At 61.8% G+C, this 26,837-nt stretch carries 23 protein-coding genes; 9 read left to right on the top strand and 14 right to left on the bottom strand.

All coding sequences use genetic code 11. From position 1 onward, the window contains the following. From VFI82_12880 to VFI82_12870, 3 genes are all read right to left on the bottom strand, one after another. Window positions 1-1,439, bottom strand: a 1,439-nt coding sequence (locus tag VFI82_12880) for a hypothetical protein (protein ID HET7185576.1), incomplete at its 3' end; no start/stop codon positions are given. Window positions 1,440-1,779: 340 nt separating this feature from the next. Next, window positions 1,780-2,334 carry a hypothetical protein gene (locus VFI82_12875; protein HET7185575.1) on the bottom strand — a complete coding sequence of 185 codons (555 nt, stop codon included), beginning with the start codon at window positions 2,332-2,334 and terminating at the stop codon, window positions 1,780-1,782. A gap of 211 nt (window positions 2,335-2,545) precedes the next feature. Next, complete coding sequence (locus tag VFI82_12870) at window positions 2,546-3,007, bottom strand: hypothetical protein (protein HET7185574.1); 462 nt, start codon at window positions 3,005-3,007, stop codon at window positions 2,546-2,548. A 161-nt stretch (window positions 3,008-3,168) separates the two neighbouring features. Here VFI82_12870 and VFI82_12865 point away from each other — a divergent pair, with 161 nt between their 5' ends. Continuing rightward, window positions 3,169-4,548, top strand: coding sequence for a malonyl-CoA decarboxylase family protein (locus tag VFI82_12865; protein ID HET7185573.1), 1,380 nt, complete (start codon window positions 3,169-3,171; stop codon window positions 4,546-4,548). A gap of 11 nt (window positions 4,549-4,559) precedes the next feature. On the opposite strand, the gene VFI82_12860 is transcribed toward VFI82_12865, so the two are convergent. Continuing rightward, entirely contained in the window at window positions 4,560-5,741 is a 1,182-nt protein-coding gene (locus VFI82_12860) for a class I SAM-dependent rRNA methyltransferase (protein ID HET7185572.1), read from the bottom strand. Window positions 5,742-5,765: 24 nt separating this feature from the next. After that, a complete protein-coding gene (locus VFI82_12855; GenBank protein HET7185571.1) occupies window positions 5,766-6,542 on the bottom strand; it encodes a C4-type zinc ribbon domain-containing protein in 777 nt (258 codons plus the stop codon). A 203-nt stretch (window positions 6,543-6,745) separates the two neighbouring features. Between VFI82_12855 and VFI82_12850 the strand changes: the two genes are divergently transcribed. The 3 genes from VFI82_12850 to VFI82_12840 all read left to right on the top strand — a co-directional run bounded on the left by VFI82_12850 (window position 6,746) and on the right by VFI82_12840 (window position 10,206). Further along, window positions 6,746-7,009, top strand: coding sequence for a hypothetical protein (locus VFI82_12850; protein ID HET7185570.1), 264 nt, complete (start codon window positions 6,746-6,748; stop codon window positions 7,007-7,009). 238 nt (window positions 7,010-7,247) lie between these two features. Beyond that, window positions 7,248-9,332: a S9 family peptidase gene (locus VFI82_12845; GenBank protein HET7185569.1), complete on the top strand. Its 2,085-nt coding sequence runs from the start codon at window positions 7,248-7,250 to the stop codon at window positions 9,330-9,332. Window positions 9,333-9,372: 40 nt separating this feature from the next. Next, window positions 9,373-10,206 (top strand): MBL fold metallo-hydrolase, encoded by an 834-nt coding sequence (locus VFI82_12840; protein HET7185568.1) that lies wholly within the window; start codon window positions 9,373-9,375, stop codon window positions 10,204-10,206. A 4-nt stretch (window positions 10,207-10,210) separates the two neighbouring features. Here the strand turns inward: VFI82_12840 and VFI82_12835 are convergent, their stop codons facing one another. Beyond that, window positions 10,211-10,357 carry a hypothetical protein gene (locus VFI82_12835; GenBank protein HET7185567.1) on the bottom strand — a complete coding sequence of 49 codons (147 nt, stop codon included), beginning with the start codon at window positions 10,355-10,357 and terminating at the stop codon, window positions 10,211-10,213. A 58-nt stretch (window positions 10,358-10,415) separates the two neighbouring features. Here VFI82_12835 and VFI82_12830 point away from each other — a divergent pair, with 58 nt between their 5' ends. Further along, window positions 10,416-10,778: a DsrE family protein gene (locus tag VFI82_12830; protein HET7185566.1), complete on the top strand. Its 363-nt coding sequence runs from the start codon at window positions 10,416-10,418 to the stop codon at window positions 10,776-10,778. Between the two features lie 311 nt (window positions 10,779-11,089). On the opposite strand, the gene VFI82_12825 is transcribed toward VFI82_12830, so the two are convergent. The 6 genes from VFI82_12825 to VFI82_12800 form a co-directional block, all read right to left on the bottom strand. Next, window positions 11,090-11,575: a hypothetical protein gene (locus VFI82_12825; GenBank protein HET7185565.1), complete on the bottom strand. Its 486-nt coding sequence runs from the start codon at window positions 11,573-11,575 to the stop codon at window positions 11,090-11,092. Continuing rightward, complete coding sequence (dusB, locus tag VFI82_12820; protein ID HET7185564.1) at window positions 11,576-12,631, bottom strand: tRNA dihydrouridine synthase DusB; 1,056 nt, start codon at window positions 12,629-12,631, stop codon at window positions 11,576-11,578. It abuts the gene before it with no gap. A 153-nt stretch (window positions 12,632-12,784) separates the two neighbouring features. After that, window positions 12,785-13,012 (bottom strand): 50S ribosomal protein L31, encoded by a 228-nt coding sequence (gene rpmE / locus VFI82_12815; protein ID HET7185563.1) that lies wholly within the window; start codon window positions 13,010-13,012, stop codon window positions 12,785-12,787. A 222-nt stretch (window positions 13,013-13,234) separates the two neighbouring features. After that, window positions 13,235-13,549, bottom strand: a complete 315-nt coding sequence (locus VFI82_12810; GenBank protein ID HET7185562.1) for an HU family DNA-binding protein — start codon at window positions 13,547-13,549, stop codon at window positions 13,235-13,237. Window positions 13,550-13,676: 127 nt separating this feature from the next. Then, window positions 13,677-17,354 (bottom strand): transcription-repair coupling factor, encoded by a 3,678-nt coding sequence (gene mfd, locus VFI82_12805; GenBank protein ID HET7185561.1) that lies wholly within the window; start codon window positions 17,352-17,354, stop codon window positions 13,677-13,679. Between the two features lie 39 nt (window positions 17,355-17,393). Then, on the bottom strand, window positions 17,394-18,068 hold the full coding sequence (locus tag VFI82_12800; protein HET7185560.1) for a YdeI/OmpD-associated family protein: 675 nt from the start codon (window positions 18,066-18,068) through the stop codon (window positions 17,394-17,396). A gap of 90 nt (window positions 18,069-18,158) precedes the next feature. Between VFI82_12800 and VFI82_12795 the strand changes: the two genes are divergently transcribed. Next, window positions 18,159-19,481, top strand: a complete 1,323-nt coding sequence (locus VFI82_12795; GenBank protein HET7185559.1) for an APC family permease — start codon at window positions 18,159-18,161, stop codon at window positions 19,479-19,481. A 105-nt stretch (window positions 19,482-19,586) separates the two neighbouring features. Further along, window positions 19,587-20,885, top strand: a complete 1,299-nt coding sequence (hemL, locus tag VFI82_12790; GenBank protein ID HET7185558.1) for a glutamate-1-semialdehyde 2,1-aminomutase — start codon at window positions 19,587-19,589, stop codon at window positions 20,883-20,885. A gap of 27 nt (window positions 20,886-20,912) precedes the next feature. Here hemL and galU read toward each other — a convergent pair whose 3' ends face one another. After that, window positions 20,913-21,794 carry a UTP--glucose-1-phosphate uridylyltransferase GalU gene (galU, locus tag VFI82_12785; GenBank protein HET7185557.1) on the bottom strand — a complete coding sequence of 294 codons (882 nt, stop codon included), beginning with the start codon at window positions 21,792-21,794 and terminating at the stop codon, window positions 20,913-20,915. A 65-nt stretch (window positions 21,795-21,859) separates the two neighbouring features. Continuing rightward, window positions 21,860-24,316 (bottom strand): DUF3536 domain-containing protein, encoded by a 2,457-nt coding sequence (locus tag VFI82_12780; protein ID HET7185556.1) that lies wholly within the window; start codon window positions 24,314-24,316, stop codon window positions 21,860-21,862. A 278-nt stretch (window positions 24,317-24,594) separates the two neighbouring features. On the opposite strand from VFI82_12780, the gene VFI82_12775 reads away from it, so the two are divergent. Next, window positions 24,595-25,896, top strand: a complete 1,302-nt coding sequence (locus VFI82_12775) for a phospholipase D-like domain-containing protein (protein HET7185555.1) — start codon at window positions 24,595-24,597, stop codon at window positions 25,894-25,896. 107 nt (window positions 25,897-26,003) lie between these two features. Next, complete coding sequence (locus tag VFI82_12770) at window positions 26,004-26,753, top strand: endonuclease/exonuclease/phosphatase family protein (GenBank protein HET7185554.1); 750 nt, start codon at window positions 26,004-26,006, stop codon at window positions 26,751-26,753. Window positions 26,754-26,837: the final 84 nt, after the last annotated feature.

Here is a 26,837-nt window from a genome sequence, read left to right as displayed (position 1 = left end):
GCCAACGCTATCAGGTAATCGGCCTGGGGCGAGGTGAGAGCTTTTCCTCGCTGCGCGTTCACGTGGTTGATGAACGCCTGCAGCTGGCCCGCCTTCGCTTCCTGGGTGGGCGCCGAGCTGATGCCCGTGGCTTGCGATAGGAATGCGTTCGCCTGAGGACCGGTCCCAAGATATTCGCTGATGCCCTCGGCCAGCGCCTGTGCCGGCGTCTCCGGGTAATAGAGCATGACGTACAAATTGTTGCCGACGACGTCGGTGCCCTGGAAGCCGTTGCCGAACGAGAAGCTCCATGCGAAGCCATCGGCCGGCGGAGTGTCCTGGCAGAGGTTGAGGCTGTTGTCGGCCAGGGTGCATCCCCAGTACAGGTATGGCTGAAGGTTGTTGAACCCGTGAATGTTGATGTTGGGCGCTGTGACGATCGGCGTTCCGGCAGCCAGCTTCAGGCGGTCGTAGTACAGCGTTCCCAGAGGACTGCCGTCACAGTTGAAGCCGAAGTCATCTTCTACAGGAGTGGTGTGCTGCACGCTGCAGTTGGGATCATCGTTCCCGATCGGCGGCAATACCCAGCCATTTTGACCGGCGTAAGCCTCGAGGGCCATGTTGGAAACCCAGGCCTCGGCGATGGTGTGAGGCATGGATCCGTCTTCATTGATACAAAACGTCTCGCCCTTCAAATCGGCGCATAAAGGCGTGTGGAATTTCTTGCTCTTCGCGAGATTGGCGTCGGCGGGCCAAGTGATGTCGGCGATTTTGTCATAGACCAGCAGGGCATCATCGCTGACTTCCAGCCCCGGGATCCCGCTCGCGTGAAAGGTTGTGCCCGCCGCTTTGCCCCACATCATGGGCAGCGCATACATCTGGTGTTTATCGACGTTCGCACCCTCGAATCCATTATTGAAGGAGAAGGTGTGGTACCCGGAGGTTGGGCCGGGAGCATCGGAATCGGACCAGTAGATATATGGCTGGAAGTTGTGAAATGGCCCGTATGGGACTTCGGGCATGGGAACCGCCGTGTCGGGGAAAGTCATATGGAACTTATCCGGGCTGTTGTACAAGGCTCCCATGGCGCTGCCGGTGCAACCGTATCCGAAGTTGCTCTGTTGCGGCTTCGGCCCGGTGGAGTCGCAGGACGAGTCCTTAAAAGGAAAGGCCGGAAGCTGCCACGTGTTGTGATTCAGATATCCGATCTGTCCGTTCTGCGGGCTGTTAAGAAAACCGACGAAATTTTTTGCGGTAGAAAAATCCATGGAGCCGGAGAGATTCACATTCTTGATCTGAAAAGCTGGGTCGTGCGCGAGATTCGCGTTTGCGGCCCAGTTCACCTGGAAGCCAGGGTCATAGACGGTGAAGCCGTCGGGATTCGGGATCAGTTGGGCGAACGCGGGCGCCGCGAGTGCTAACAGAACGAGCCAGGCAGATAGCGCTGAACTCGCTTTCATGAGTGTCCTCCGTTGTTCTTCGTTCATCTCAGGCCGCGTGGAAGCGTCCGGAATCGAGTGCGGACAAAAGTGCGCGGCAGCGCTGAAGCACCAGCGATGCTTTGTAAGATTCTTCGCAAAAGCCTGGCCCTACACGGACGAAAGAGCGCGATCCCACCCTGAGAAGCGCCCGAGGTTCACCTGAACAGGTATTTCCGCAATCCAGCATCCAAATTCTTCATCGGGAAGTCAAGAGTTTACGGGCATAGTAACGAATGTCAGATGCAAAAGTTTGCAGCGTGAACGATAGGAAGTTATCCGACGAGCGGGATCACTTGGTGATGCGACGCCGCAACTTCGCTCAAGTTTTATCGCCTTGCTTGGGCGGGCGCGAGTGCTTGACCGCGATATAGGTAACCGTGTCCCAGGCATTGTGGATGCCGACGAAGAGCAGCAGGAGCGCGCTCGCGGCGACGATGAACAAGGCCGGCGAAGGGCGCCAGGCGAGAAGCGCGGCGGCTGCGAGCAGCGCCAGATACGCCACCAGCGGAAGCACGACATACCAGAGCCAGTCTTCTCCGTCGGGGACATACCCGGTCTGGCGCCGCGCGTGGCGGATGATCATGACCGCGTAAGCAGCTCCGCCGATCCCGCAGACGCCGAGTGCGAGCCCCGCGCTGGAGAGAAAGTGCCAGGGGGCAGTCCCGATGGCGGAGATCAGCAGGGCGGCGCAGAAATGAACCACCGTCGGGGTGCCGAAGGCGCGGATTTCCAACATGCTGTTCGCGGCCCGCGCCTGGGCGACGAGCGCGATGACCACAAATTGCAGACCGGTCAACGCCCCGGCAGAAGAACCGACAATGACATAGAAATTTTGCCATTCCGAGAGCGCCGTGGGAGCAGCTGGTTGCAGCATCAGCATGACCTCGTTGCAGCCGCACGAAATGATATGCGAAAGGCGCCTCCAGGGACATCTTGCGAACGAGGCGCTTCAGCCTGTCCGTTTCGGCTCCCAGCGACACTGGCACTGCCGTAACCGGACGAGCCACTAAGCGCATACGCAGCGAAGCCACGCAAACAAAAGCCGCTCACGGAGGAGCGGCCTTGGCATGCAGATTGAAGCGATATTAGCCGACGCGGCGGATATCGTCGTCGTGACGCTCAATTCGTTCCACTCGCTCGACCCGGTCAGAGCCGCGGGTGGCAAGCGCGATCAGGATCACGACCGCCACGATGCCAATGATGATCCAGCCCCAGGGCAGCCCGCCACCACGGTTGTCGGCGCGCATGGGCTGCTGCGGAGACTGCGGGTTCGGGTTATTAACGCCGGTCTGGCTGGAGTTCTGGCCAGAAGGAGAATTGGCAGGCGAAGTCTGGGCCGAACCTGAAGCCGAGCCGGAAACCGAGCCGGAAACCGAGGTGTCGCCGCTCTTCGGGGTTGCCGGTTGCGACGGCGACTGGGAAGCATTCGGCGACTGGGTTGCCGAAGGCGAAGTCTGGGCCGGCGATGGTGAAGATGACGAGGCTTGTGCCACCGCAAGCGCCGAGGCCAATAAGCACACGGCAACGACGAATACGAACTTGCGCATAGAGATACCTCCCGAGGACCTAGGTGGGATTTCGGTTCCGCGAACGAGGTTGCCATCAAAGCGGTGCTGGCCGGGGATGCGGGGCGGGGATGCTGCTGTCCGTCAACAACGTCCCTGAACCGCTTATACTCAGGTGAGAACGGCGGGAGAAAAGCCGGAATATGCCGCAATTTTTCACAAATTTCTTGCGCAGCCTGCGGGGCGCCCGCGGCAGCGACATGCGCCTGCTCTGCCAGCAACTCCTGTCGCAGCGCGGCGAGGCTTCGCAAATCGTGTTGTCGCAACGCATTCTCGATCAGTACAAGGAAATGGACCCGGAGAAGCAGCTGGCGTTCTTTCAGATGCTGGCCTTTGACTTCTGCCCTGACCGCGACACAATCCAGCGCGCCATCGAGGAATACCGGCGCAGTCCGGGCGCGGCCAGCATGGCGACCTTGGCCAAGGCGGCCGAGCCGCCTCGGCAGGAGTTGTTTCGACGTCTCAATACGGCGCCGGCTGGAACCGAGTCGCTGGTGGCGATGCGGAGCGACCTGCTGCGCGACCTCCGTGCGCACCCGCAGCTCAGCGTCGTGGACGCCGACATGAAGCACCTGTTCCGCTCCTGGTTTAACCGCGGCTTCCTGCGCCTGGAGCGCATCGGGTGGCACACCTCGGCGCTGACGCTGGAAAAGCTGATCGATTACGAGTCGGTGCACGAGATCAACGGCTGGCCCGATTTGCGCCGGCGGCTGGAGGCGGACCGGCGTTGCTTCGCCTTCTTCCAACCGGCATTGGCGGGCGAGCCGGTGATCTTCGTCGAGGTGGCGCTCACCAAGGGGCTGGCGCGACACCTGGAGCCGCTGCTCGACATCACCGCGCCGGTGCTGCCGCCGGAGCAGGCGGATACGGCAATTTTCTATTCCATCAACAACTGCATGGACGGCCTGCGCGGCATTCCGTTTGGCAATTTCCTGATCAAGCAAGTGGTGGACGAGCTGGGAGGGGAGCTGCCCAAGATCGATAACTACAGCACCTTGTCCCCGGTGCTTCACCTGGCGCGGGCGCTGCATTCGCGCGATGAAAAACACGGCTTCACTCACCAGCGGCTGGCGCGATTGCTGGAAGATTTTGCCCCTGAGTTGAAGCGGGAGTCGGGACACACCGACGTGGTCGAGGCTGTATTTCATCTGCTCAACAGCCCGGCCGACCATCAGAAAGTGCTGGCATCACCGCTGCGGCGCCTGGCCCTCGCCTACATCACTCAAGCGCGGAGTGGAGACCGGCCGCTGGACCCGGTCGCGCAGTTTCATTTCTCCAACGGCGCGCGGCTGGAGGCGATTGATCCCTTTGCCAACATGCGTCCCTACGGCTTGCGTGACTCCTTTGGCGTGATGGTGAACTACCGTTACCTCCCGCAGGAACTGGAAGAGAATCACGAGCGCTTTGTCGTGAGCGGAGAGATGAGCGTGTCATCGTCGCTTTCGCATGAATATCGCGTGGTCAGCGACTTGTGGCGCGGCGCGAGTGGCAAAGCGAGCAAGCGCAGTCAAGCTGCGAACTGACGGCGTCTGAGCTAGACCGTCAGGATGACGCACTTCAAGTACGCGGTTTCCGGCACGGCGAGCAGCACGGGATGATCCCTGGACTGGCCGCGTTTGGCGATTACTTTAGGCGACTGGCGCGCGTCAAAGGCGGCGGCGCGCAGCATTTCAAGGAAGTCGTCCTCGCCCACATGGAACGAGCATGAGCATGTCACCAGCACTCCCCCCGGGCGCAGCATCTTCAGCGCCCTGAGGTTCAGTTCCTTGTAGCCGCGCATGGCAGTCTCCAATGCCTTGCGTGACTTGGCGAATGCCGGCGGGTCGAGGACGATGGTGTCGTACTGGCGGCCCGCCATCGAATAATCCTTCAGCAGGTCGAAGGCATTCGCTTCCATCCACTCGATTTCGGGTCCATCTCGCGGGTTGAGTTTCTCGTTCTGCTCGGCTATCTCCAGCGCCGGGCGCGAGCTGTCCACGGCGGTGACCTGGGAGCAAACGCGCGCCAGATGCAGGGCGAAGCCGCCGTGGTAGCAGAAGACGTCGAGGGCCTCCCCGCGCGCATAGCTCGCCGCCGCCGCGTAGTTCTCACGCTGATCGAGGAAGGCGCCCGTTTTCTGGCCTTCCAACGCGGAGAAGTGGAAGCGCACTCCGTTCATGGTGAAGATGGTGCGCGTTTTATCTCCGAAGCGCAGGCCCTGGTCGAGCGGTGGCAACTGCTCCAGTTCGCGAATGCGCGGCTCCACTCGCTCCACCACCGCCGCCGGTTTGAATTCTTCCAGCAGGGTCCGCAGAATTATGTCGCGCAGTTCGGCGTGGTCCATGGCTTGCGTGAGAACCTGCGTGCTGAGCACGTCGTTGTAGCAATCGACGATCAACCCAGGGAGGCCGTCGCCTTCGCTGAAGACGACGCGAAAAGCATCGCTGTTCTCGACGATCCGCCTCCGGTAGCCGACGGCTGTCTTGAGCCGCTGTTGGACCAGTTCAGTCAGCTGCGCCGGGTCCAGGCGCTCCGGCGCCAGCATGCGCAAGGCAATCTGGGAGGACGTGCTGTACAGGGCGGAACCGAGGAGGTTGCTCGAGTCGTCGTGGACCTCGACCAGCGAGCCGGATGGGGCTTGATCACTCGCCGTCAGGTCGGAACGGTAGACCCAGACGTGACCGTGGCGGATGCGCGCCGCCGCTCGCCTACTCACGTGCAGGACAGGTAAGGACAAGGCTGTCTCAGAAACCGATGCCTGTTACGCGCCGGTTGGACCCGCTTCCGCCGGAACCGCGTTTTCATCCCGGGCTGGCTTCGCGGGCTGGACGTCGCGGGCCGGGTCGTACCAGATGATGCGATGGCAGGAATCGCAAATGATGATCTGCTCGTTGGTACGGACATCGTTATAAACCTGCGGCCGCAGCATGACCTGGCAGGCCGAGCACTTGTGGTCGACGGCCTCGGCCATGGCGCTGCCGCGCAGCTTCAGCACGCGATCGTAGTGGCGAAGGACGTCGGGCGTGACCACGGCGCGCAACTTGTCACGCTTCCCCTTCCACTCCGCAAGCTCTTTTTCGTCAATCTCGGTTCGCGAGCGGGCGTCGGCTTTTTCTTTCTCGATTTCAGCGGTTTCGGCCTTCAGTTCGGCCTCGGCGGCCTTGAGATCTTTCTCCAGTGACTCCGCCGCCATCATCCCTTCCAGGATCTTGTCTTCGGCCTCGCGAATATGCTGCTGCGCGAATTCGACCTCGGCGGTGAGGGCCTTGTACTCATGGTTCGTCTTGACCCCGAGCATCTGGTCGCGATACTTGGAGACCTTCTGCTGCAGGTCCTGGATCTGGGATTCGAACTTGCGTTTGTTGGCGTCGCCCGTCTTGATGGCGGCCAGCGCTTTCTCTTTGCGGGCTTTGGAATCGGCGAGTTTGGCCTCGATAACCGCCACCCGGCGCGGCAATGCGGCAATTTCTTGCGAGAGGCGTGAGATTTCGCGGTCGGCCTCCTGCAACTCCTTCAGATTCTGTATGTCTGGATTCATCGTGCTACTTCCGATCTACCGAAAATTGTAGCATGCCTCAGTGGGGCTGACCCGGAAGGCAGGGTCCGCCGAAATTTTTGAAGGACTAAGAATTACGGGTGACAGGCGGCGGGGACGGCTCGGGTAATCTTTGAGATACCTTTCCATCTTTTAGGTCATTTGCCCGATTGAGGCGGGTACTTGCCGTGAATAGCATTGCGTTAATGATCGTCGAACTGACGCGCTTGATGCTGGGGCTGCTGATTGCCTTTTTTCATCGGCCCATCGCCGATTTTGTGCTCATGCAGGAACGTGCGCTGGTGATCGCCTTCCGCCAGCGTGGCTTTCCCCTGCCCGCCGCCCCCACCACGGAAACAGCCCGCACCATCTATTTTATGATCGGAATCCTCCTCGCCCTGTTTGAAATCTGCCGCATCTGGATCTTGCTGCACCCGACCCTGACCATCACCTCCCTCAGTTTCCACTAACGCCCCGTCGTGTCCGGCTGCCGGCCGGGGGCTTGATATACACTTTTCCGTTTCAACTTTGATGAGGTGAGGGATGATGGTGCGCCTTCTCGCTGTCCTACTGCTTTGCCTTCCACTTTGCGCTCAACAACAGCCCCCAGCGGCGCCGGCGCAGCTCACCATAGAATCCATTTTCGCCCCGGGTGGCGTGACCGGACGGGAACCGGAGAACATTGCATGGAGTCCGGACGGTGCCAAGGTGTCCTTTGTTGAGCACGACGCAACCGGAGAGCACGCCCAGCTCTGGTATATCGACGTTGCTACCGGCAAAAAGGCAGCCCTGGTGGGGGAAAGCAAGCTGCAGTCCTTGTTTCCGCCCGACAGCAAAGTGACCACGGAGCAGCGCGAGCGCGCCCGGCGCTACTCGGTTGCCGAGTACCAGTGGGCGCCTGATTCCAAGCACTTGCTCTTCGACAGCCGCGGCCAGCTTTGGTACTACTCGCTCGATACCGCGACTGCGGTGCAGCTGACAGCCGCCGCAGAAGGCAGCACCAATCCCAAATTTTCGCCCGACGGAAAGCGGCTGGCTTATATCCGCAAGCACGACATCTGGGAGCGTCCTGTGGGCGAAGGCGGCGAGCGAGCGGTTACCCGGGATGGTGACGACAACCTTCTCAACGGCGAAGTGGATTGGGTCTACGAGGAAGAACTCGGGGTGCGCAGCAACTATTTCTGGTCTCCGGACAGCCGGCGCATCGTGTTTCTCCAAATGAACGAAAAACCGGTGCCCACCTATCCCCTGGTGGACTGGATGCCAACGCATCCCAAGGTCAACGAGCTGAAGTATCCCAAGGCGGGAGATCCCAATCCGCAGGTTCGCGTTGGAGTTGTAGGCACCGATGGTGGAAAGGTGCGCTGGATTAGCCTGAGCGACGCATCGGCTGACGATTTTTACATACCGCGCTTTGGCTGGATCGGGAACAGCACGGTGTACGCGCTGGTGGTGAACCGCCTGCACACCAGGATGGACCTCTACTTCGCCGACGCGGGCACCGGCCGTTCGCGGGTGGTGCTCACCGAGTCTGACCCCAGCGGCTACCTGGATGATGAGCGCTTCCATATCACGTGGCTGAAATCCGGCGACCGCTTCCTATGGCCAAGCTGGCGCGATGGCCACATGCAGCTTTACCTGTACGGCTTCGACAAGAACAATCCGCTGGGAGCAGAGGCCAAGCTGGAACGGCAACTGACCAAGGGAGATTTCGATGTCAGCGGGGTGGACGCGGTCGACGAGTCCAACGGCACGGTGTACTTCGAGGCCAACGCCGGCGATCCGCGCCAGGACCACGTGTTCGCGACCAAGCTGGACGGAACGTCGATGCAGAAGATCACCCAGGATCAAGGGGTTCACCGGGCCAGGTTTGCCGAAAACGGGCAGTACTTCGTGGACAATTTTTCGGCGCTGATGTCACCTCCACGGTTGTCGTTATGCAAAATTGGGGGGACTTGCCACGCGTTCTGGGAGTCCCGCGCCATAGCCACTTACAACCTGATCGCGCCGCGCGCGGTCGAACTCAAAGCCGCTGACGGACAAACCACCTTGTACGGCTACCTGCTGCTTCCGCCCGGCGCAGAACAGGCCGGGACGGCCAGTATTCCGGTGATCCTGAACCCGTACGGCGGGCCCGGCGGGCAGGTGGTGCGCGACACGTGGGGCGGCGCCACTTTCCTGTTCCATAACATCATGGCGCGGCGGGGATTCGCCATCCTGCAGGTGGACAATCGCGGCATGGCGGGGCGCGGACGAGCTTTCGCCACGCCCATCCTCCGTCACTTCGGCAAAGTTGAACTGGAAGACCAACTGGCGGCGCTCGACCAGGTTCTGAAGCAGTTTCCGGCGCTGGATCCCAATCGCGTCGGATGGTGGGGATGGAGCTACGGCGGTTACATGACACTGTACGCCATGACGCACAGCGATCGTATTCGCGCCGGCGTGTCGGTTGCCCCGGTCACGGACTGGCGCGATTACGATTCAACCTACACCGAGCGCTACATGGGCCTGCCGAAAGAAAATGCCGCGGGTTATGCCGACAGTTCGCCGGTGAATGCAGCGAATGCGCTGCGGGGGCGACTTCTGGAGGTCCATGGCACCAGCGATGACAATGTGCACGTGCAGAACACGATGCAGATGATTCGTGCGCTGGTGAACGCCGGCAAGCAGTTCGACCTGCAACTCTATCCCGGAAAGACGCACGGCATCAGCGGCGCTCAGGATCGCACGCAACTCTACCATCGCATTCAATGGCAGTTCGAGCAGTACCTGATGAATCCACGCCAACCTTGATTTGGGCCTGGGGCCGAATGAGCTTCATGCAAGGAAAGCAATGGCCTACACGATCGGAAATTTTGAGCTGTCCTTGTTTACCGACGGCACCTACCTGCTGGATGGCGGCGCGATGTTCGGCGTGATTCCCAAGGTGATGTGGGAGAAGAAGGCCCGCGCCGACGAGTTGAACCGCATCGTGCTCGCTTGCAATTCGCTTCTCATCCGTGACGGCAAGCACACCGTGCTGGTGGAAACCGGCATTGGGCCGAAGCTTCCCGAGAAGCGCCGCAATATTTTTCAGAACCAGCCCCAGCTCCCCGACAACCTGCGCGCCGGCGGCGTGGATCCCGCCGAGATCGACATCGTCATCAACACGCACCTGCATTTCGATCACTGCGGCTGGAATACGTACGTCGAAAACGGACAGGTCAAGCCCACCTTTCCCAACGCGCGCTACTACACGCAGGCGGGCGAGGTGGAGCACGGGCACCAGCAGCACGAGCGCGACCGCGTCAGCTACATCGGCGAGAATTATGATCCCCTCATCGCCGGCGGGCAAATGCAGCTGCTGCGCGGCGACGGCGAGATCACTCCAGGTATTTCCGTGCGCGTCTATTCCGGGCACACTCGCCACATGATGGCGGTGCTGGTGCGCAGCGGCGGCAAGACCGCCTGCTACATTTCCGACCTTGTTCCCATGCTCTCGCACCTGGACCTGACCTGGGTGATGGGCTACGACCTGTTTCCGCTGGAAACCATCGACAATCGCAAGAAGTTTTACGAGGAAGCGATACGCGAGAACTGGCTGGTGGTGTTCACGCACGAGCCGCAAACGCCGGCGGCGTTTCTGGATCGCGATGAAAAAGGCAAGATCACCGCTTCACCGGTTTAGGAATTTAGAGCCTGTAACAAAACTCTTGCCAGAGATGATCGAGCAGGTTGCGCATGCGCGACGTAATCTTCTGCTCGACACCTTCCAGGATGGCAGGCATCTGCCGGCGCAGGTTTGCCTGCCCCTGCGCGAAAACAATGCCACGCTCCAACGTTTGTAATCTGCCCGCCGGCTCATATAGACTCCGCTGCGATTGCCGGAGGTGGGGTATGGCAACTCGACGAACCTTTCTTGAAAAAACAACCCAACTGGCTGCTGGCGCACTCGCCGCCGGGGCGGTTACCGCTTCCACCAGCGAGGCCCAGACTCCGCAACCTCAAGCACCCAAGAAGAAGCTGCACATTTTGATGAGGAGCTCTTGGGGAACTGATGAGCCCACCCGCGCATCGTTCGTGTTTTCCCACGGGGCCGCACTGGCCGAGGCCGGCCATGACGTGCAGATATTTCTCACTCACGAGGCTACTTATCTCATGCGCAAGGCGACGGTTGATATGGTCAAGCCCATTGGGTGGCCACCGTTGAGTGAGACCATGGCCAAGGTTGTAGCCAAACGTATCCCGGTATTCTCTTGAGGGGCGTGCTCCCGGGCCCGTGGGGTCACGGAGGCAGACTTGAGTAATTGGAATGCGCAGTGGGGTACGGTTCCGATCTACGTATCGCTGGTGGAGTGGGCCGACCACGTCATCAGCGAATGAGGCTCTACAAAATAGGCTCGACGAGCCGCCCTGTGGGGCGGCTTTCTAATCTATTGCTGCCAATTGTCGATAACAGAGCCTTATCAACGAGCGGTAACAGGCAATATCGTAAGTTTGCGTCGTTTATTCGCCGTAATGAAGGTTTTGTTACAGGCTCTTAGTGATTTTTCGATTGCTGAATGGGCTGCTCAGCTGGTTTCACGATAGAGCTCGTTCACCCTCTGGTTGGCTTCATCGCTGTGCACGAGAACGCAGCGAATACCCTGCTCCAGCCACATATCGCACACCGGCGGCCGGTCCTCGATCACCAACTTGATACGCGCCTTGGGCCAACGCGCAAGCACCTCTTTTTTCATTTCGTAGTCAGGGCGGTGGTCACCATCGCGGCGCATGAAGAGGTCGGTGAACGGAATTTGATGTTTCTTCAGCCAGGCGATCGTGCCCGCGCGGTACTGCTCAGGTCTCCCGGTAACGATGACGATTTCGTGAATAGCGGCGAGGGATTGCACCCAGGCGACGGTCGAGGCGATAGGTGTGTCGCGGTCCATGCCGGCGAAGAATGCTTGCCAGTTTTTCCTGCCTCCGCCCTGGATGTAGTGGAGGCGGTGGCGAACGTCGGCAAGCGTGCCGTCGATATCGACGAGCACGACAGGCTTGGCTGACTTACGGTGCATTCAATTGGGTACGGCGACAGGCTCGCTCAATGCGGCGTGGAAAAAGTGGTCGACGCGGTCCAGGATTTCGCGTTCCGCGCGCGCCTCGTACACCGCCTTGCGCAGGGCACTCCCATTGCGAACACCATGCGTGAACCAGGAAGCGAACTGCTTCATCTTGCCGACCGCGCCCGGCAACTCTTCCTCGACCAGCATCTGGAAGTAGGTGCGAATCATGTTGTAGCGATCGCGATCGGTGGGTTCGTCGTAGGCGCCGGTGGCGGCATGTTGCGCAATCTGGCGGAAAATCCATGGATTCGCCGCCGCCGCGCGCCCGACCATCACCGCATCGCACCCCGTCTGGGCGATCATGGCACAGGCGTCCTGCGGGGTGCGAACATCGCCGTTGCCGATCACTGGGATGCCCACAGCATTCTTGATCTCGGCAATCCACCCCCATTGCGCGTTTCCGCCGTATCCCTGCTCGCGGGTGCGGGCGTGCAGCGCCACCGCCTGCAGGCCGCAATCCTCGGCCAGGCGCGCCAGGTCCACGCAGACGATCTCGTTGTCGTTCCACCCGGCGCGGAACTTCACCGTGAAGGGAATGGTCACGGCGCTGCGCACGGCGCGAAAAATTTCCGCGATGCGCGGCAGGTCGCGCAGCAGCCCGGAGCCGCCGTTGCACTTCACCACCTTCTTCGCCGGGCAGCCGAGGTTCAAGTCCACCAGGTCGAAGCCGAGGCCCTCGATCATGCGGGCGGCGTCGGCGAGCACCGCGGGATCGCTGCCGAACAATTGCGCCGAGATGGGATGCTCGTCGTCGTAGAAGTGGAGGTAGCGGCCGCGCATGCGCTTGTCGCGCAACATGCCGTCGGCGGAGGTGAATTCGGTCATGATCAGGCCGCATCCGCCGAGGTTGCGGATGAAGCGGCGGAACACGGTGTCGGTCACACCTGCCATGGGGGCCAGCACGGTTGCCGGCGCGAGCGTCACCCCGCCGATGCGGAAGGATGCCGGCACCGGTGCCTGCGGACGGGCGGTGTCGGTCGAGACCGGGTTTTCCCAGCGCTTCTGCACGCCTCTATTGTAATCAGAGAGGCGTAACTCGGTATCTGAGTACCTGGGTATTTTTGGCCCCGGTTCCAGGATACTGAGGAACTTAGGTCCCGAGGTACTAGCCTTCAAGAAGAAACCCTCGCCGCAGCGAGGGCTCCTTCTGTCCAATGGGGGCTATTTCTTCTCGGCTGCCGCCGGCGCGTTCTTGGCGTATTTGCGGCGGAAGCGCTCGACGCGGCCCGCCGTGTCCATCAGCTTCTGCTTGCCGGTGAAGAACGGGTGGCACGCGGAGCAGATTTCCACATGGATGTCGCCCTTGTGCGTCGAACGGGTGCTAAAAGTGTTCCCGCAGGCGCAGTGGACGCGTACTTCCTCGTACGAAGGATGAATGGCTGCCTTCATGGAGTTCCAGATTCCTTTCGTTAAACGCTTAGTTTAGCGGATTCCAGCGGAATTCGGCAACTTTGGGCTCTGACATAGAGATGCAGCAAAGCGCGGGTTAGGTTCAAACGCGGGTCCCCAGTGCCATCCCTGCGGGACTTCGGTGTTGCCATTTGAGCCAGCGGGAAAAACAAAACGGCAGGCGAGGTGCCTGCCGTAGATTCGCTCTCTCACATTCGGCCCTTATGTCGACTTGCGATTGACTGCCTTTTTCAAATCAATGCCGGGCGTGAACTTGGCAACTTTACGCGCGGCGATTTTGATCAGCGACCCGGTCTGGGGATTGCGCCCGTTCCGCGCTTTGCGATTCGACACCGCGAAGGTGCCGAAACCCACAAGCGTAACACGCTCCCCTTTCTTCAGCGCGGCCGTAACGCTGTCCACGAGCGTATCGATTGCCGTGGCAGCCTGCGTCTTGCTGCATTTCGTGGAACTGGAGATCCGGTCAACGAGATGGCCTTTGTTCATGGTGCTCTCCTGGGCAGGTCTTGCTAACAACCCCTCGCCACCGGGGGTTTGGACCTAGCGCGCGCCTATTCTCCCCTTCTTGACCTGAAAGTCAAGAACTGGCGCGGCTTTTGCAAGAATTTTTGTGGGAGCGGCCGACCCCCGCCGGCGAATGAGTCTAGTCCGAAGCCGCCAGTTGCGGCCCCGGTTGCGCCACCTGGCCGGCCGAGAGGTCTTGCAGCAGTTGCTTCAGGCGCGTCAAAACCTCCTCGGCCGCGGTGTTTTTCACCAGGAACCTGAGCACCCCGGCGGGCGTGAACTGTGCCCCTTTTTGTGTTGCCACAAAATGGGCCAGGCGTTCGGGATTGATGGCGGCGTGCTCGGTGAAGCGGATGCTGACCAGGTCGCGCTTGCGCTCGATCCCGGCCACGCCGACCCGCTGCGCCAGGATTTTCAGCGCGGCGTACTCCAGCAGGTTGCGGACGGCCGCGGGCGGGGGACCATAGCGGTCTTCCAACTCGCCGCGTACGTCGCCAAGCTGCGATTCGGTCTCCACCCCGGCCACGCGCTTGTACATGCGCAAGCGCTGGTTTTCCTGCGGAATGTATTCGGAGGAAATACGGATATTCAGTCCCAGGTTGAGCTGCGTCTCCGCCTCATCGGGCGCCGCCTCACCCTTGATCTCGCGGACCGTGCGTTCCAGCATGGAGGTGTAAAGCTCGAAACCAACCGCGTCAATGTGGCCGCTCTGTTCGCCGCCCAGCAGGTTGCCGGCGCCGCGCAATTCCAGGTCGAGGGCGGCGATCTTAAATCCGGCGCCCAGATCAGAAAATTCCTTCAGCGCCGCCAGCCGCCGGCGCGCGATGGGCGTCAGCTCGGTATCGGGCGGGATCAATAAATAGGCGTACGCGCGCCGGTTGGACCGTCCCACGCGGCCGCGCAGCTGGTAAAGCTCGCTGAGACCGTGGCGGTCGGCGCGATTAACGATGATGGTGTTGCAAAGCGGAATGTCGAGGCCGTTCTCGATGATGGTGGTCGCCACCAGCACGTCGGCTTCGTGGCGCATGAACGCGAGCATCACCTTCTCCAGTTCGCCTTCGGTCATCTGTCCATGGCCGACGATCACCCGGGCGCGCGGCACCAACTCCTGCACTCGCGCCGCGATTTCGTAGATCGTATCGACACGGTTGTGCACCAGGTAGGCCTGCCCACCGCGCTCGAGTTCGCGCTCGATGGATGACTTCACGATCTTCTCGTCCCAGCCGGCGACCACGGTTTCGATGGCGATGCGGTCCTTGGGCGGGGTTTCGATTACGCTCATGTCGCGCAACCCGACCAACGACATGTGAAGCGTGCGCGGGATCGGCGTCGCCGACATGGTCAGCACGTCCACTTCTTTCTTGAGCTGCTTGAGCCGTTCCTTGTGGCGAACGCCGAAGCGCTGCTCCTCGTCCACTACCACCAGCCCGAGGTCGGCGAACTTGATGTCTTTCGAGAGCAGACGGTGAGTTCCGATCAGCACATCCACCTTGCCCTGCTCCACCTTTTCGATGATCTCTTTCTGCTGGCGCGCGGTGCGAAAGCGGCTGATCATCTCTACCGTGATCGGAAAGGCGGCAAATCGGCGCTTGAAGGTTTCAAAATGCTGGAAGGCAAGTACCGTCGTCGGCGCCAGCACTGCCACCTGCTTGTTGTCGCTCACCGCCTTGAAAGCCGCGCGCATGGCGACTTCCGTCTTGCCGTACCCGACATCGCCGCACAACAGGCGGTCCATGGGCTGGGTTTGCTCCATGTCTTTCTTGACGTCGAGGATGGCGTTGGCCTGGTCATCGGTTTCGTTGAACTCGAAAGCGTCCTCGAACTCGTGCTGCCACTGCGTGTCCGCGGGAAAGGCGTGACCCTCGGCGGTCTTGCGCAGCGCGTACAACTTGAGCAGCTCGTCGGCCATGTCTTTCATGGCCTTCTTGACCCGCGCCTTTGTCTTGGCCCACTGCTGCGTGCCGAGGCGGTTGAGCACAGGCTTGGCGCCGCCTTCCGCGGAACGGTATTTCTGCACCAGGTCCAGACGCGTCAGCGGCACATAGAGGCGCGCCGCCTCCGCGTACTCCAGGATCATGAATTCGGCTTTCTCGCCGTCCGCCTGGGGAATTTCCTTCAGGCCATGGTATTGCGCGATGCCATGCTCCACATGGACCACGTAGTCGCCGACCGTGAGGTCACGGAAGTCGGAAATGAAGGCGCCGGTCTTCGATTTCGACCTTTGCGGCCGGATGACGACGGTTTCCGGCTCCTCAAACAGGTCGCGAGTGCCGAACACGATGAGGTTGGCGTCGGGAAGCGCCACGCCGTCGGGAATGGCCGCTTTTACTACTGTTGTAGTTGACTCCAGGCCGCCCAAATACGCCGCGTCATCGAGATAACTTTCTCCTGGCCGCGGCGTGCGCGAACCCAGGCGGAAGGTGACACCGTACTCGCTGAACAAGTCAGCGATGCGCTCCACCTCGCCGCTAGAAGCGGCGGCGAACAAGACACGCTTGCCTGCGGCGGACAGCTTCTTGACCTCGTCCACCATCGCGGGGACCGAACCATGAAAGCGGGTGGTTGGCTGGGACAAAAGGTCGACGGTCGGCGGTCGGTGGTCGATGGCCGGTTCGATCTCAATGTCGGTCTGCTGACCATCGTGTTCGATGTCCCCGGATCCAAGTCCAAGGTGCTGGAAATCCACCCGGGGCAAGGTATTCAGCTTGGAGGCAAGCTCCTCGGCCGTGAGGTATAGCTCTTCCGGCCGGACCAGGTTACCGATCCCGCTGCGCTGGTGCATCTCACGCACGCGCTCCCACCAATGGTCTAACTCAGCGAACGTATCCTGCGGTTCATCCACGATGACGGCGACGCGGGAAAAGAGATCAAAGACGGTGTGCTGTGCGCCGGCCACGCCGGCGTAGAACTCCCAACCTGGAAAGACGCCGACACCGCCGGCCCGCACCGCCGCCTCGACGGCCTCGTTTTCTCCACTGACACGTTTGCCCGACAAGCGGGCATGGACCGCCGCCAGCGTGTCCTCGCGCACTGGCACGTCGGTCAACGGCAGCAGGACCACTTCCTCTACCGATGTAGTAGATCGCTGCGTCCCGGGATCGAACTTGCGGATGGACTCCACCTCGTCGCCAAACAGCTCGATCCTGAGCGGCCGGTCGGCCTCGGGCGGATAAACATCGAGGATACCGCCGCGCAGGGCATACTCGCCGGGCATCTCGACGACGTCGGAACCGACGTAGCCAAGGGTGTTGAGATGCTGCAGCAGCGGCTCGGCATCCAGGGTCTCGCCGCGCCGGATGGTGCGGGCCATCTCGCTGTAAAACTCCGGCGCGCGCACCCGCATGGCTGCCGACGCCACCGGCACAATGACCACCGAAGCCGCGCCGCTTGCCATCTTTGCCAACGTGGCGGCCCGCTCTTCCTGGATCTCCGGGTGGGGAGACAAGCCTTCAAACGGCAAAACATCCGGCCCGGGAAGCACCAGGACCGAATCCGAAGCAGTCCCACGTTCCGTCGCAATGGCGCCGGTGAGTTCTCCGAAGGCAGCGATCACAGGCTGGAGGTCCTCCGCAGTACGGTTGCCGGGAACGAGCACGACCAGCAGCTTTCCCGCGACGCGATGCAGCAGCGCAATGAGCAGGGCCTTGGCTGTGGGGGTTAATCCGGAGACACAAATCCCCTCCGCGCCGGTCTTGGACCCCATCACGCCAGAACCGCTCGTGGTGGGGACTCCCGTTTTCAGCAGGGAGGCGGCACGCGCAAAAGCGGGCAAATGTTCCACGTCCGCGAAGAGATCGCGGACGAATGGAAGGACCATGCTGCTTTCATTCTACCAGTTGGCCGGGGCGGCGGGCCGCTACTGGGAGCGGGAGCGCTTCTCCGAGTATTCCGCCGCCGCTTCCGCGACCTTGGCGATACGCCGCGAGCGCGACTCGGGATCGCGATAGTAGAAGATCGCCAGCAAATGCCCGCGCCGCTGCGTCGGCGACATCTGCTGCCAGCCTTGCAGAGCGTGAGGCACGCGCGCGAACTCGCGTTGCAGAAGAGGCGGCAATTTTTGCTCGGCTTCCATGGTGGCCAGGAGGCGCTCGGCAAGCTGCTCGGCCCTGCGCGAACGCGCTGCGGCGCTTTTCACGTCCGTGATCCAGTCGGCGATGTACTTGCGAGTGGAGTAGTTCAGCGCGTCGTACCAATGCCGCAGCGAGCGGTCGCCGAAGATTGCGCGTTGCAATTCGACGGGCGTGCTCACCTCGCGCTTCTCCAAATCGAGTTCCAGCCGGAATTGCGCCATGCTGCCCGGAGCCGCTCCACCTTCGCGCTGCATGCGCTTGTTTACCAGCACGTAGTGTCCACCATTGCGCGAAGGAAACAGGGTCGTGCGGAAAGCAAAGCCGTTGATCTCGCCTCGAACCTTGGGTCGCCTGGTGCCCCAGGTTTTCGCAACGTCAAAAGGGACGCGCGCAATTACCCAGCCAAGCCGGCCGGGCATGCGCTCAAGCACGGACTTGAAGGACTTTGCCTTGCCTCGCATAGGAGTTGGTAGTCAGGAGTCGTGAGTTAGCGCCGCATGGACGGCTAACTCCTGACTCCCGACTACCCGCAATTGTTTTATATTCCCGCCATGCCCGCAATTCCACAAGTCCGCCGCAGCCTCGGCCTGCTGCCGCTGATTGCGGCCACCTTCTTCATGGTGTCGGGCGGTCCTTACGGACTCGAGGACCTGGTGCAGAAGGCCGGTTATACGCGGGCCCTGATTGTGCTGGCGATCCTGCCGTTCCTTTGGAGCCTGCCCACGGCGTTCATGGTCGGGGAGCTGTCGGGCGCGCTGCCCGAGGAGGGCGGCTACTACGTCTGGGTGAGGAGAGCGCTCGGGCCTTTCTGGGGATTCCAGGAAGCGTGGCTGTCGCTGCTGGCTTCGATTTTTGATATGGCCATCTACCCGACCATCTTCGTTCTCTACCTGGCACAGTTCGCGCCGAGGCTCGGTAGCGGGCGCAACGGCGTGCTGGTAGGAGCAGCGGTGGTGGCCGTCGCCGCGATCTGGAACATCGCCGGCATTCGCGCCGTCGGCAAGAGTTCCGTGTACCTGATGCTGGCGCTGCTGTCGCCATTCGCGATTATGACGTTCTACGCGATGTGGCGAACACCTGGCGCAGCGGTCATTCCTCACGGTGGATCCGTGGACCTGGCCGGCGCGATCTCGGTTGCGATGTGGAACTACATGGGCTGGGACAATGCTTCCACCATCGCCGGCGAGGTCGAAGACCCGCAGCGGACGTATCCGCGCGCCATGATCGGCGCCGCCGTGCTGGTAGCGGTCGTCTATCTCATCCCGGTGGGAGCAGCCATGCTCGCCGGCATCGATGCTGGCGCGTGGACGACAGGTTCCTGGGTGCAGGCTGCGAACGCGCTCGGAGGGCGATGGCTGGGGCTGGTCGTGGTTGCGGGAGGCATGATCTGCGGTCTCGGCATGACCAACGCCCTGGTGCTCTCTTACACGCGCGTGCCGTTCGCCATGGCGGAGGACGGCTACTTGCCCTCGGCGTTCCTGCGAGTTCATCCCAAGAGCGGCGCGCCTTGGATTTCGATCGTCGCCTGCGCTATGGCGTGGACGGTTTGCCTTCCCCTCGGTTTTGAGCGCCTGGTGCTGATCGACATCATCCTCTACGGGGTGTCGCTGATGCTTGAGTTCATCGCGCTGGTGGTGCTGCGCTGGCGCGAACCGGACCTGCCGCGCAGGTTCCGTGCGCCGGGAGGACTGATCGGGGCGGTGGCGCTGGGCATCGGACCGGCAGCGCTGCTGGTGCTGATGTACGTCCGCGGCGAAAGCGAGCGCACCGGGCCGATCACCGCGCTCGGACTGGGCGCCATCCTGGCGCTGCTCGGTGTCGTGGTGTACTTTTTCGCGGCGCGGCGGAGGCGCGCGATGGTTGCGTCCCGCTAAGCAGCCAAGCGTGTTGTGACCTGACTCACACCCTGTTGTGCGCCCTCTTGGTATAGTGTGCGGTTGCTCTCCACGCGCTGCTGCGCGTGGACCATGCGAGGTTCCATGGCCCGCCGATTCGAGCAGTCCCGAGAACTCCGCCGCCGCGCCGAAGCCGTGATTCCCGGGGGCGTCAATTCGCCGGTGCGCGCCTTTCGCGCCGTCGGCGGCGATCCGCCGTTCATCACCCGCGGCGAGGGCGCCCATACCTGGGACGCAGACGGCAACGAGTACATCGACTACGTCGGCTCCTGGGGCCCGCTGATTCTCGGCCATGCAGCGCCGGTCGTGGTCGAGGCGATCATCGAAGCCGCGCGCAAGGGAACCAGCTTTGGCGCGTCCACGCCATCGGAGGTGGATCTGGCAGAAGCCGTCCTGGAGGCCTATCCCTCCATGGAAAAGCTGCGCTTCGTCAGCTCCGGCACCGAAGCGACCATGTCCGCCATCCGCCTGGCGCGCGCCTTCACGCAGCGCAAGTACATCGTGAAGTTTGAGGGCTGCTACCACGGTCATAGCGACGCGCTGCTGGTGAAAGCGGGCTCGGGCGTCGCGACGCTCGGCATTCCGGGCTCCGCAGGCGTGCCCGAAGAGTTCGTCCAGTTCACGCTGGCGCTTCCCTACAACGACCCCAACGCGGTCGAAGACGCATTCAAGAAATATAAAGGCGAGATCGCCTGCGTCATCGTGGAGCCGGTGGTCGGCAACATGGGGTGCGTGGCGCCGCGGAAGGGCTACCTGGACGCGCTGCGCTACCTGACCTCGCGCGACAACGCGCTGCTCATTTTCGACGAGGTCATGACTGGCTTCCGGGTTGCCTTCGGAGGCGCGCAGGAGTTGTACGGAACGCGTCCCGACATCACCACGCTGGGCAAGATCATCGGTGGCGGCTTGCCCGTCGGCGCCTACGGCGGGCCTTCTGAAATCATGGACATGATCGCGCCCCTCGGTCCGGTATACCAGGCAGGGACGCTCTCGGGAAATCCACTGGCGATGGCAGCGGGCCTGGCGACCATCTGCCATCTTCGCGACAACCGCGAAGTCTACGGCCGCATGGAGCGCATGGCGGCGACGCTGGTCCAGATGGTGAGCGAAGCAGCGACCGAGGCCGGTGTGGCGGTCACCGCCAACCGCGTCGGCTCAATGTTTACCTGGTTCTTCACGACTGAGATCGTCACCGATTGGCGTGCCGCTGCCACCTGTAACACGCAGGCGTTCGGCAGGTTCCACCACGGCATGCTGGACGCGGGAGTTTACCTGCCGCCCTCGCAGTTCGAAGCGGCCTTCCTGGGCGCGGCCCATACCGACGAAGACATCAGCCAGACCGTGGCCGCCGGCCGCGAAGCCCTGGCGGCGGTGCAAGTATGAGCTGTTCGCCGGGGGACTTGTTCCAAGCTACAGCTTCAGCGATTTCAGCCACTGGCGCAGGTCGCCGCCGAGGTCGTCACGCTTGAGCGCGAATTCCACCGTCGCCTTCAGGAAGCCAAGCTTGTCGCCGGTGTCGTGGCGCTTACCGTCAAAGTTGTAGGCGTAGATTTTTTCCCGAGTCAGCAACTGCCGCATGGCGTCGGTGAGCTGCAACTCGCCGCCGGCGCCGAGGGGCGTGGTCTCCAGCATCTCGAAAATGGTTGGCGTCAGAATGTAGCGCCCAATGACAGCCAGGTTGGACGGCGCTTCTTCCGGGCGCGGCTTCTCCACCAGGTTGCGCACCTCGAACAGCTTGCCCTGCCAGCGCCCATCGACGGGTTTGGCGTCAATCACGCCGTAGGCGGAGATCGCGTTTCCTTCGACTATCTGCGTGGCGATCACCGAGGACTGGGTCTCCTCGAAAACCTCCGCCATTTGCTTCAGGCAGGGCACCGGCGCGTCAATGACGTCGTCGGCAAGCAGCACCGCGAAGGCCTCGTTGCCCACCAGCTCGCGGGCCATCAACACCGCGTGACCCAGCCCCATCGCCTCTTTCTGGCGGACGTAGGCAACGTGAATCATGTCGGAGATATGGCGCACCACCGCGAGCAGGTCGGTCTTGCCGCGTTCTTCCAGCATCTTTTCCAGTTCGTAGCTGACGTCGAAGTGATCCTCAATCGCGCTTTTGCCGCGGCCGGTAATGATGATGATCTGGTCGCAGCCTGATGCCATCGCTTCTTCGACGCCGTACTGGATGATGGGCTTGTCCACCAGCGGCAGCATTTCCTTGGGTTGCGCCTTGGTGGCGGGGAGGAAGCGTGTTCCCAGGCCGGCGGCCGGGAACACCGCCTTGCGGACTGTCATCTTCATCAGAACGCTCGCTCCGCGCGCGGCAAACGAAATACCTTATCACAACAAAGCGCGCCCATCGGTGATCACACCGCCGCCGGCTGTTGGACTGGAGCCGGGAAACGAAGATTCAGTTTCTCGACGATGCGCCGGAAATGCTCCGACCATTCCGCATCATCCTGCCGCCCCGCATATTCGGTTTCCAGCAGCGAGTAAAAAGTGTTTTGCACTCGCCACAGGTTGATGTCGAAGGGCCAGGCGATGGAAATGATCGCATGCATGCGCGCCAGCAGCGGCAGGTTGCCGGGGGCGGCCAGCAGTTCGTCGGACATCTGGTTCAGCCTTCGCCGCAAGGCGTACTCCAGCCCGGTGGTATCGAGATTGATCTTCTCGCGCTTGGCGGTCTCGAGCAGGCCCCGCACCTCGTCCAAGTCGAGTTCTGGCGCTTCCAGGGCGCGCCGCAAGGAATTATTGAGAACGAATTCCGCCGTCAATACCAGGACCTTCGGCGGGGTTGTGTTGAGGCCGGCAAGGAAACGCATGAGCTGCGCATGATGTTCGTAAATCTGCCGGTAGCTGGCCTCGGCCTCGCCCAGTGTCGTTTCCAGGATGCGGGTGACAATGCGCCGCTGCTCGTCGCGAAACAGAGACTTCAGCGAATACGCCGTACCCTCGAAATGGCGGTCGAGCACGCGCACCGCTTCCGGCAGGTCGGCGCGCCCGAAGGCGTCGCTCACCGACTGCGCCATGGCGTGGTACTCGTCCTCGCTGCGGAACCGGCGGACCCCGGCGCTGAGGTTGTGGTCGCCAAAGTGGAGCACGCCGAAGCTGATCGGCATCTGCTCGCGCGTGATGCGCGACATGATCCGCGCCCGGCCCACCGCGACGGCTGCGCGTCCTGATTGTTGCGTGTGCGAGTCCAGCAGGTCAACGTCGTAACAATAGATGGTGTTCTGCTCGCCGAAGCCATCAAACAGAGAAGTGATCGCGGAGTGCGCCCCGACGCCCAGCAGGTCAACCATCGCCGGTTTTACGAACTTTTCGTAGACCTCCACCCCGGTGCCGAAGTTGGGAATGTTGCTGCGCGACTCGCGCAGGCGCTTTTCGAATTCCTGCTCGTGGTGATCGCCGAACAACGTCTGCGCCAGTTGCACGGCGCGTCCCGCGTACTGGATCACTTGCACCGTCTCGATCCCGGTCAGTTCGTCGAAAAACCAGCCACAGCTGGTGTACATGAGCATGGCGTGACGCTGCATTTCGAGCAACTCGAGCGCCCGCACCTGCTCCTCGCGCTCCAGTTTGCGCCCGGCGTGCCCGGCAAGGAAGCGGTCCACGTTTTCGGGTGAACGGTCAAGTACGATGGAGACAAATTCATCGCGCGCCTTCCAGGGATCCTGCAACAGCTCGCGCCCGGATTGCTCGAATTGCGGCGCCAGGTCGTCGCGCAGCCAATCCAGCGCCGACCGCAACGGCGCGCGCCACTGCTGGTTCCAGCCGGCGTGCCCGCCGGAGTTGCAGCCGCAATCGGTGGACCAGCGGCCAACGCCGTGCGCGCAACTCCACGCCGTGTTCTCCAGGATTTCCGCTTCGTGGGTGGGCGGATGCTTTTCCAGGTATTCACCGTAATTGGTGATTTTTGCCAGCTGCTTCGACTCAATATGCTCCAGCGCGTACGACAGCGCCATGTCGCCGTGAGCGTGATGATGCCCGTAGGTCTCGCCGTCAGTGGCAATGTGCACCAGTTGCGGCCACTTGCGGTGCTCGGAAAATCCGCTGAGCAGCCTCGACGCAAACGTCTCCCCATTCGACAGCAGGCGCTCGAATGCCACCGCCCGCGAAATCGGGCCGTCGTAGAAGAACAGGTTGATGCTTCGCCCCGAGGAAAGCTGGCAAACGTAGGCGCGCGTCGGATCGATGTTTCCGCCCTCCATGGTTTGCCACTGCGGTCCCTTGCCGTCCGCCTTGGCTTCCTGTGCGCCGGTGCGCAGTTTGCGAATTTGCCTGGCCTGGTGCTGGGCCAGGATGGTGAACTTGATTCCCAAATCGGCGAGCAATTCCAGCGACTCAAGGTCCACTGCCGTCTCCGGCAACCACATGCCCTCGGGATCGCGCTGGAAGCGGTGCTGGAAATCACGAATGCCCCATAATATTTGGGTATATTTGTCGCGGCGGTTCGCCAGCGGCAGGATCATGTGGTTGTAGGCCTGGGCGATGGCGGAACCGTGCCCGGAAAATGTTTCCCGGCTGACGCGGTCCGCTTCCAGGATCAACTCGTAGGTGCGGTGCGCATTCTGCTCCATCCAGGAGAGCAGCGTGGGGCCGAAGTTGAAGCTGATCCGCGAATAGTTGTTGGTGATCTTGACGATCCGGCCTTCGTCGTCGAGGATGCGTGACGCCGCATTCGGCGCATAGCACTCGGCCGTGATCCGCTCATTCCAGTCATGGTATGGGTAGGCGGAATCCTGCACTTCGACGGCTTCCAGCCATGGGTTCTCCCGCGGCGGCTGGTAAAAATGGGCATGTATGCAGATATAGCGGTCCATGAGCATCTACTTGGATGTTGAATTTCCTGGCCGCGGCTATCGCGGTGTGAAGCAGACAGCAATTATTTTCGGCAGCGCGGTTTTCCGGCTCGACTGTTCGCCTTTTCTGCTGACGGATCGGCCGTGGGATTTCGGGGTCTTTGAGCGCCGGCAGTAAGCACGGCAAGCGCGTACCCGCATCAGAGTTGATGGGGGCGTGCATGGGGCTGAGGGCGCGGGTCACTCGACATGTAAGAACCAAGCGGCCGGAACTGGTTCGAAAACCCAAGAAACAGGACTTGCTTGACGACGAATTCAGGCGTCACCGCGCGCTGCGCATCCTTGCCGCCGTCTGTATCGTCGCGGTGGTGGTCTGGCTTGCGGTTGCTCTGTTTGCGCCCGGGTTGAAATACCAGCTTGCGCAGACGCCCGCTGCCGCCCTCGACTCGCCGGAATTCCTTCGGGTATTGGAGGCGCTGGCGGACTCCCGCATTTCCCGCGACAACCGCATCGAAGCGCTGCCCAACGGCGAGAACTTCTACGAAGCTGAAATCGCCGCCATGAGCCAGGCCCGCCACAATATCAACATCGACGCCTACATTTTTCACCGCGGCGACCTGGCCAAGCGTGTCCTCCATGTGCTCACCGAGCGCGCCCAACATGGGGTCCGCGTGTCGATGACCATCGACGCCATCGGCAGCTCGATCACTCCCAAGAGTTACTTCGATGATCTTCGCAAGGCCGGCGGGCGTGTGCAGTGGTATCACAAGGTCCGGTGGAACACCTGGATGCGCAGCAACAACCGCACCCACCGCGAAATACTGACCATTGACGGTCAGATCGGGTTTGTAGGCGGCGCCGGCTACGACGACCAGTGGGTTTACTCGAAAAGCGCCGACAAGCCACGCTGGCGCGACACGATGTTCCGCGTCCAGGGCGACGCCGTCCGCGGATTGCAAAGCGCCGTAGTGCAGAACTGGCTGGAAGCGTCCGGCGAGATTTTGGATGGCCCGGAATACTTTCCCCCGCCGGTGAATGCCGGCAGCACCCCCGCGCTGGTCGTGGCCAGCACCCCGACCACCAGCGGCGCTACGCGCGCGCGCATCCTGTACCAGTATTTGCTTGCCGGGGCGCGCAAATCGATCGACATCACGACGCCCTACTTCGTGCCCGATTCCAGCGCTCGTGACGAATTGCTTCGCGCCATGCGCGAGCGCCACGTCAAGGTGCGCATCCTGGTTCCCGGCCCCAAGAACGACCATCCCTCGATCCGGCATACCAGCCGCAGCACCTATGGTGATTTGCTCCTGGCCGGCGCCGAAATTTACGAATACGAGCCCTCCATGCTGCACGCGAAACTGATGGTGGTAGACGGCGCCTGGGTGGTTGTTGGTTCCACCAATTTCGATCCTCGCTCTTTCGGCATTGATGAAGAGGACAATCTTGCCGCCCTCGACCCGCAACTCGCGCAGGATTTGACGGCGCAGTTCGACAACGACCTCAAGTCCAGCCGACACATTACCTACGAGAAGTGGAAGAGCCGGTCGCCTTACGAGCGCGCCCTGGAGTGGGTGGGCGCATTGTGGCAACGACAGCAATAGACGCTTCGCGCGGGTGCTGCATCTGAGTCAATGAAATACCCACTCCAGCCAAGAAGCGGGCTTGAGTGGAGCACCCAGGGTGCGAGCCGAGGGACCTGCTATTGCGTATGCCTGCCAGCTTTCGCGTCGCCACCTACAACATCCATAAGTGCCGCGGGTTGGACCGCCGCGTGCTGCCGGACCGCATCGCCGGCGTGTTGCGCGAGCTCGACGCCGATGTCATTGCCCTGCAGGAAGTGCTCAGCATTGAGGGTGGCGCGCCCGAGGATGACCAGGCCAGCTTCATCGCCTCCAAGCTCTCAGGGTATTCCTGCCACTTCGGGGAGAACCGCCGATTGCGCGGCGGTGCCTACGGCAATGTCATTCTGAGCCGCCTGCCGGCGACCTCGGTCCGCAACTACGACATAACCTGGCGTGGCCGCGAAGCCAGGGGCTGCCTGCGGGCCGACGTGATCGTTCCCGGCGGCGAGGCGCTGCACATCTTCAACGTCCACCTGGGCACCGCGTTCATCGAGCGCCGCCACCAGGCGCGCCGCCTGCTTTCACTCGACGTTCTGCGGTCGGACGACATTACCGGCCCGCGCATCGTGGTCGGAGACTTCAACGAGTGGACCGCCGGGCTGGCTTCGCGCCTGATGTCGCGCGAGTTTGAAACCGTGGACCTCAGCCGGCACATCCGGCGCAGCCGGACCTACCCCGGCATCCTGCCGCTGCTTCACCTGGACCATTTTTATTTTGACGGTCACCTGCTGCTGGAAGCGTTCTCCCTCCATCGCACGCGTAGGTCGCTGATTGCCTCCGACCACCTGCCCATGGTCGCTCAGTTCCGGCTTCCCGCCGCCGAATCGGCGGCCTGACCGCGGCGCTTCTGAAAATCACGCGAAAAACTTTTTTCCTCTGTCCTCCACAACTAATCCACTTCACCCGCACCGCCGATGATG

The sequence above is a fragment of the Terriglobales bacterium genome (genome assembly GCA_035691485.1).
Classification (GTDB): Bacteria; Acidobacteriota; Terriglobia; order Terriglobales; family Acidobacteriaceae; genus JAIQGF01.
The sequence above is the reverse complement of the archived record's forward strand: the minus strand, read 5'-3'. Positions and strand labels throughout refer to the sequence as shown.

What these genes read in the sequence shown, in the direction of transcription:
- VFI82_12875 (HET7185575.1), bottom strand. Translation starts at nt 2,334, where the DNA reads ATGCTGCAACCAGCTGCTCCCACGGCGCTCTCGGAATGGCAAAATTTC.
- VFI82_12870 (HET7185574.1), bottom strand. Translation starts at nt 3,007, where the DNA reads ATGCGCAAGTTCGTATTCGTCGTTGCCGTGTGCTTATTGGCCTCGGCG.
- VFI82_12865 (HET7185573.1), top strand. Translation starts at nt 3,169, where the DNA reads ATGCCGCAATTTTTCACAAATTTCTTGCGCAGCCTGCGGGGCGCCCGC.
- VFI82_12855 (HET7185571.1), bottom strand. Translation starts at nt 6,542, where the DNA reads ATGAATCCAGACATACAGAATCTGAAGGAGTTGCAGGAGGCCGACCGC.
- VFI82_12850 (HET7185570.1), top strand. Translation starts at nt 6,746, where the DNA reads ATGATCGTCGAACTGACGCGCTTGATGCTGGGGCTGCTGATTGCCTTT.
- VFI82_12840 (HET7185568.1), top strand. Translation starts at nt 9,373, where the DNA reads ATGGCCTACACGATCGGAAATTTTGAGCTGTCCTTGTTTACCGACGGC.
- VFI82_12830 (HET7185566.1), top strand. Translation starts at nt 10,416, where the DNA reads ATGGCAACTCGACGAACCTTTCTTGAAAAAACAACCCAACTGGCTGCT.
- VFI82_12825 (HET7185565.1), bottom strand. Translation starts at nt 11,575, where the DNA reads ATGCACCGTAAGTCAGCCAAGCCTGTCGTGCTCGTCGATATCGACGGC.
- rpmE (HET7185563.1), bottom strand. Translation starts at nt 13,012, where the DNA reads ATGAAGGCAGCCATTCATCCTTCGTACGAGGAAGTACGCGTCCACTGC.
- mfd (HET7185561.1), bottom strand. Translation starts at nt 17,354, where the DNA reads ATGGTCCTTCCATTCGTCCGCGATCTCTTCGCGGACGTGGAACATTTG.
- VFI82_12800 (HET7185560.1), bottom strand. Translation starts at nt 18,068, where the DNA reads ATGCGAGGCAAGGCAAAGTCCTTCAAGTCCGTGCTTGAGCGCATGCCC.
- VFI82_12795 (HET7185559.1), top strand. Translation starts at nt 18,159, where the DNA reads ATGCCCGCAATTCCACAAGTCCGCCGCAGCCTCGGCCTGCTGCCGCTG.
- hemL (HET7185558.1), top strand. Translation starts at nt 19,587, where the DNA reads ATGGCCCGCCGATTCGAGCAGTCCCGAGAACTCCGCCGCCGCGCCGAA.
- galU (HET7185557.1), bottom strand. Translation starts at nt 21,794, where the DNA reads ATGAAGATGACAGTCCGCAAGGCGGTGTTCCCGGCCGCCGGCCTGGGA.
- VFI82_12780 (HET7185556.1), bottom strand. Translation starts at nt 24,316, where the DNA reads ATGGACCGCTATATCTGCATACATGCCCATTTTTACCAGCCGCCGCGG.
- VFI82_12770 (HET7185554.1), top strand. Translation starts at nt 26,004, where the DNA reads ATGCCTGCCAGCTTTCGCGTCGCCACCTACAACATCCATAAGTGCCGC.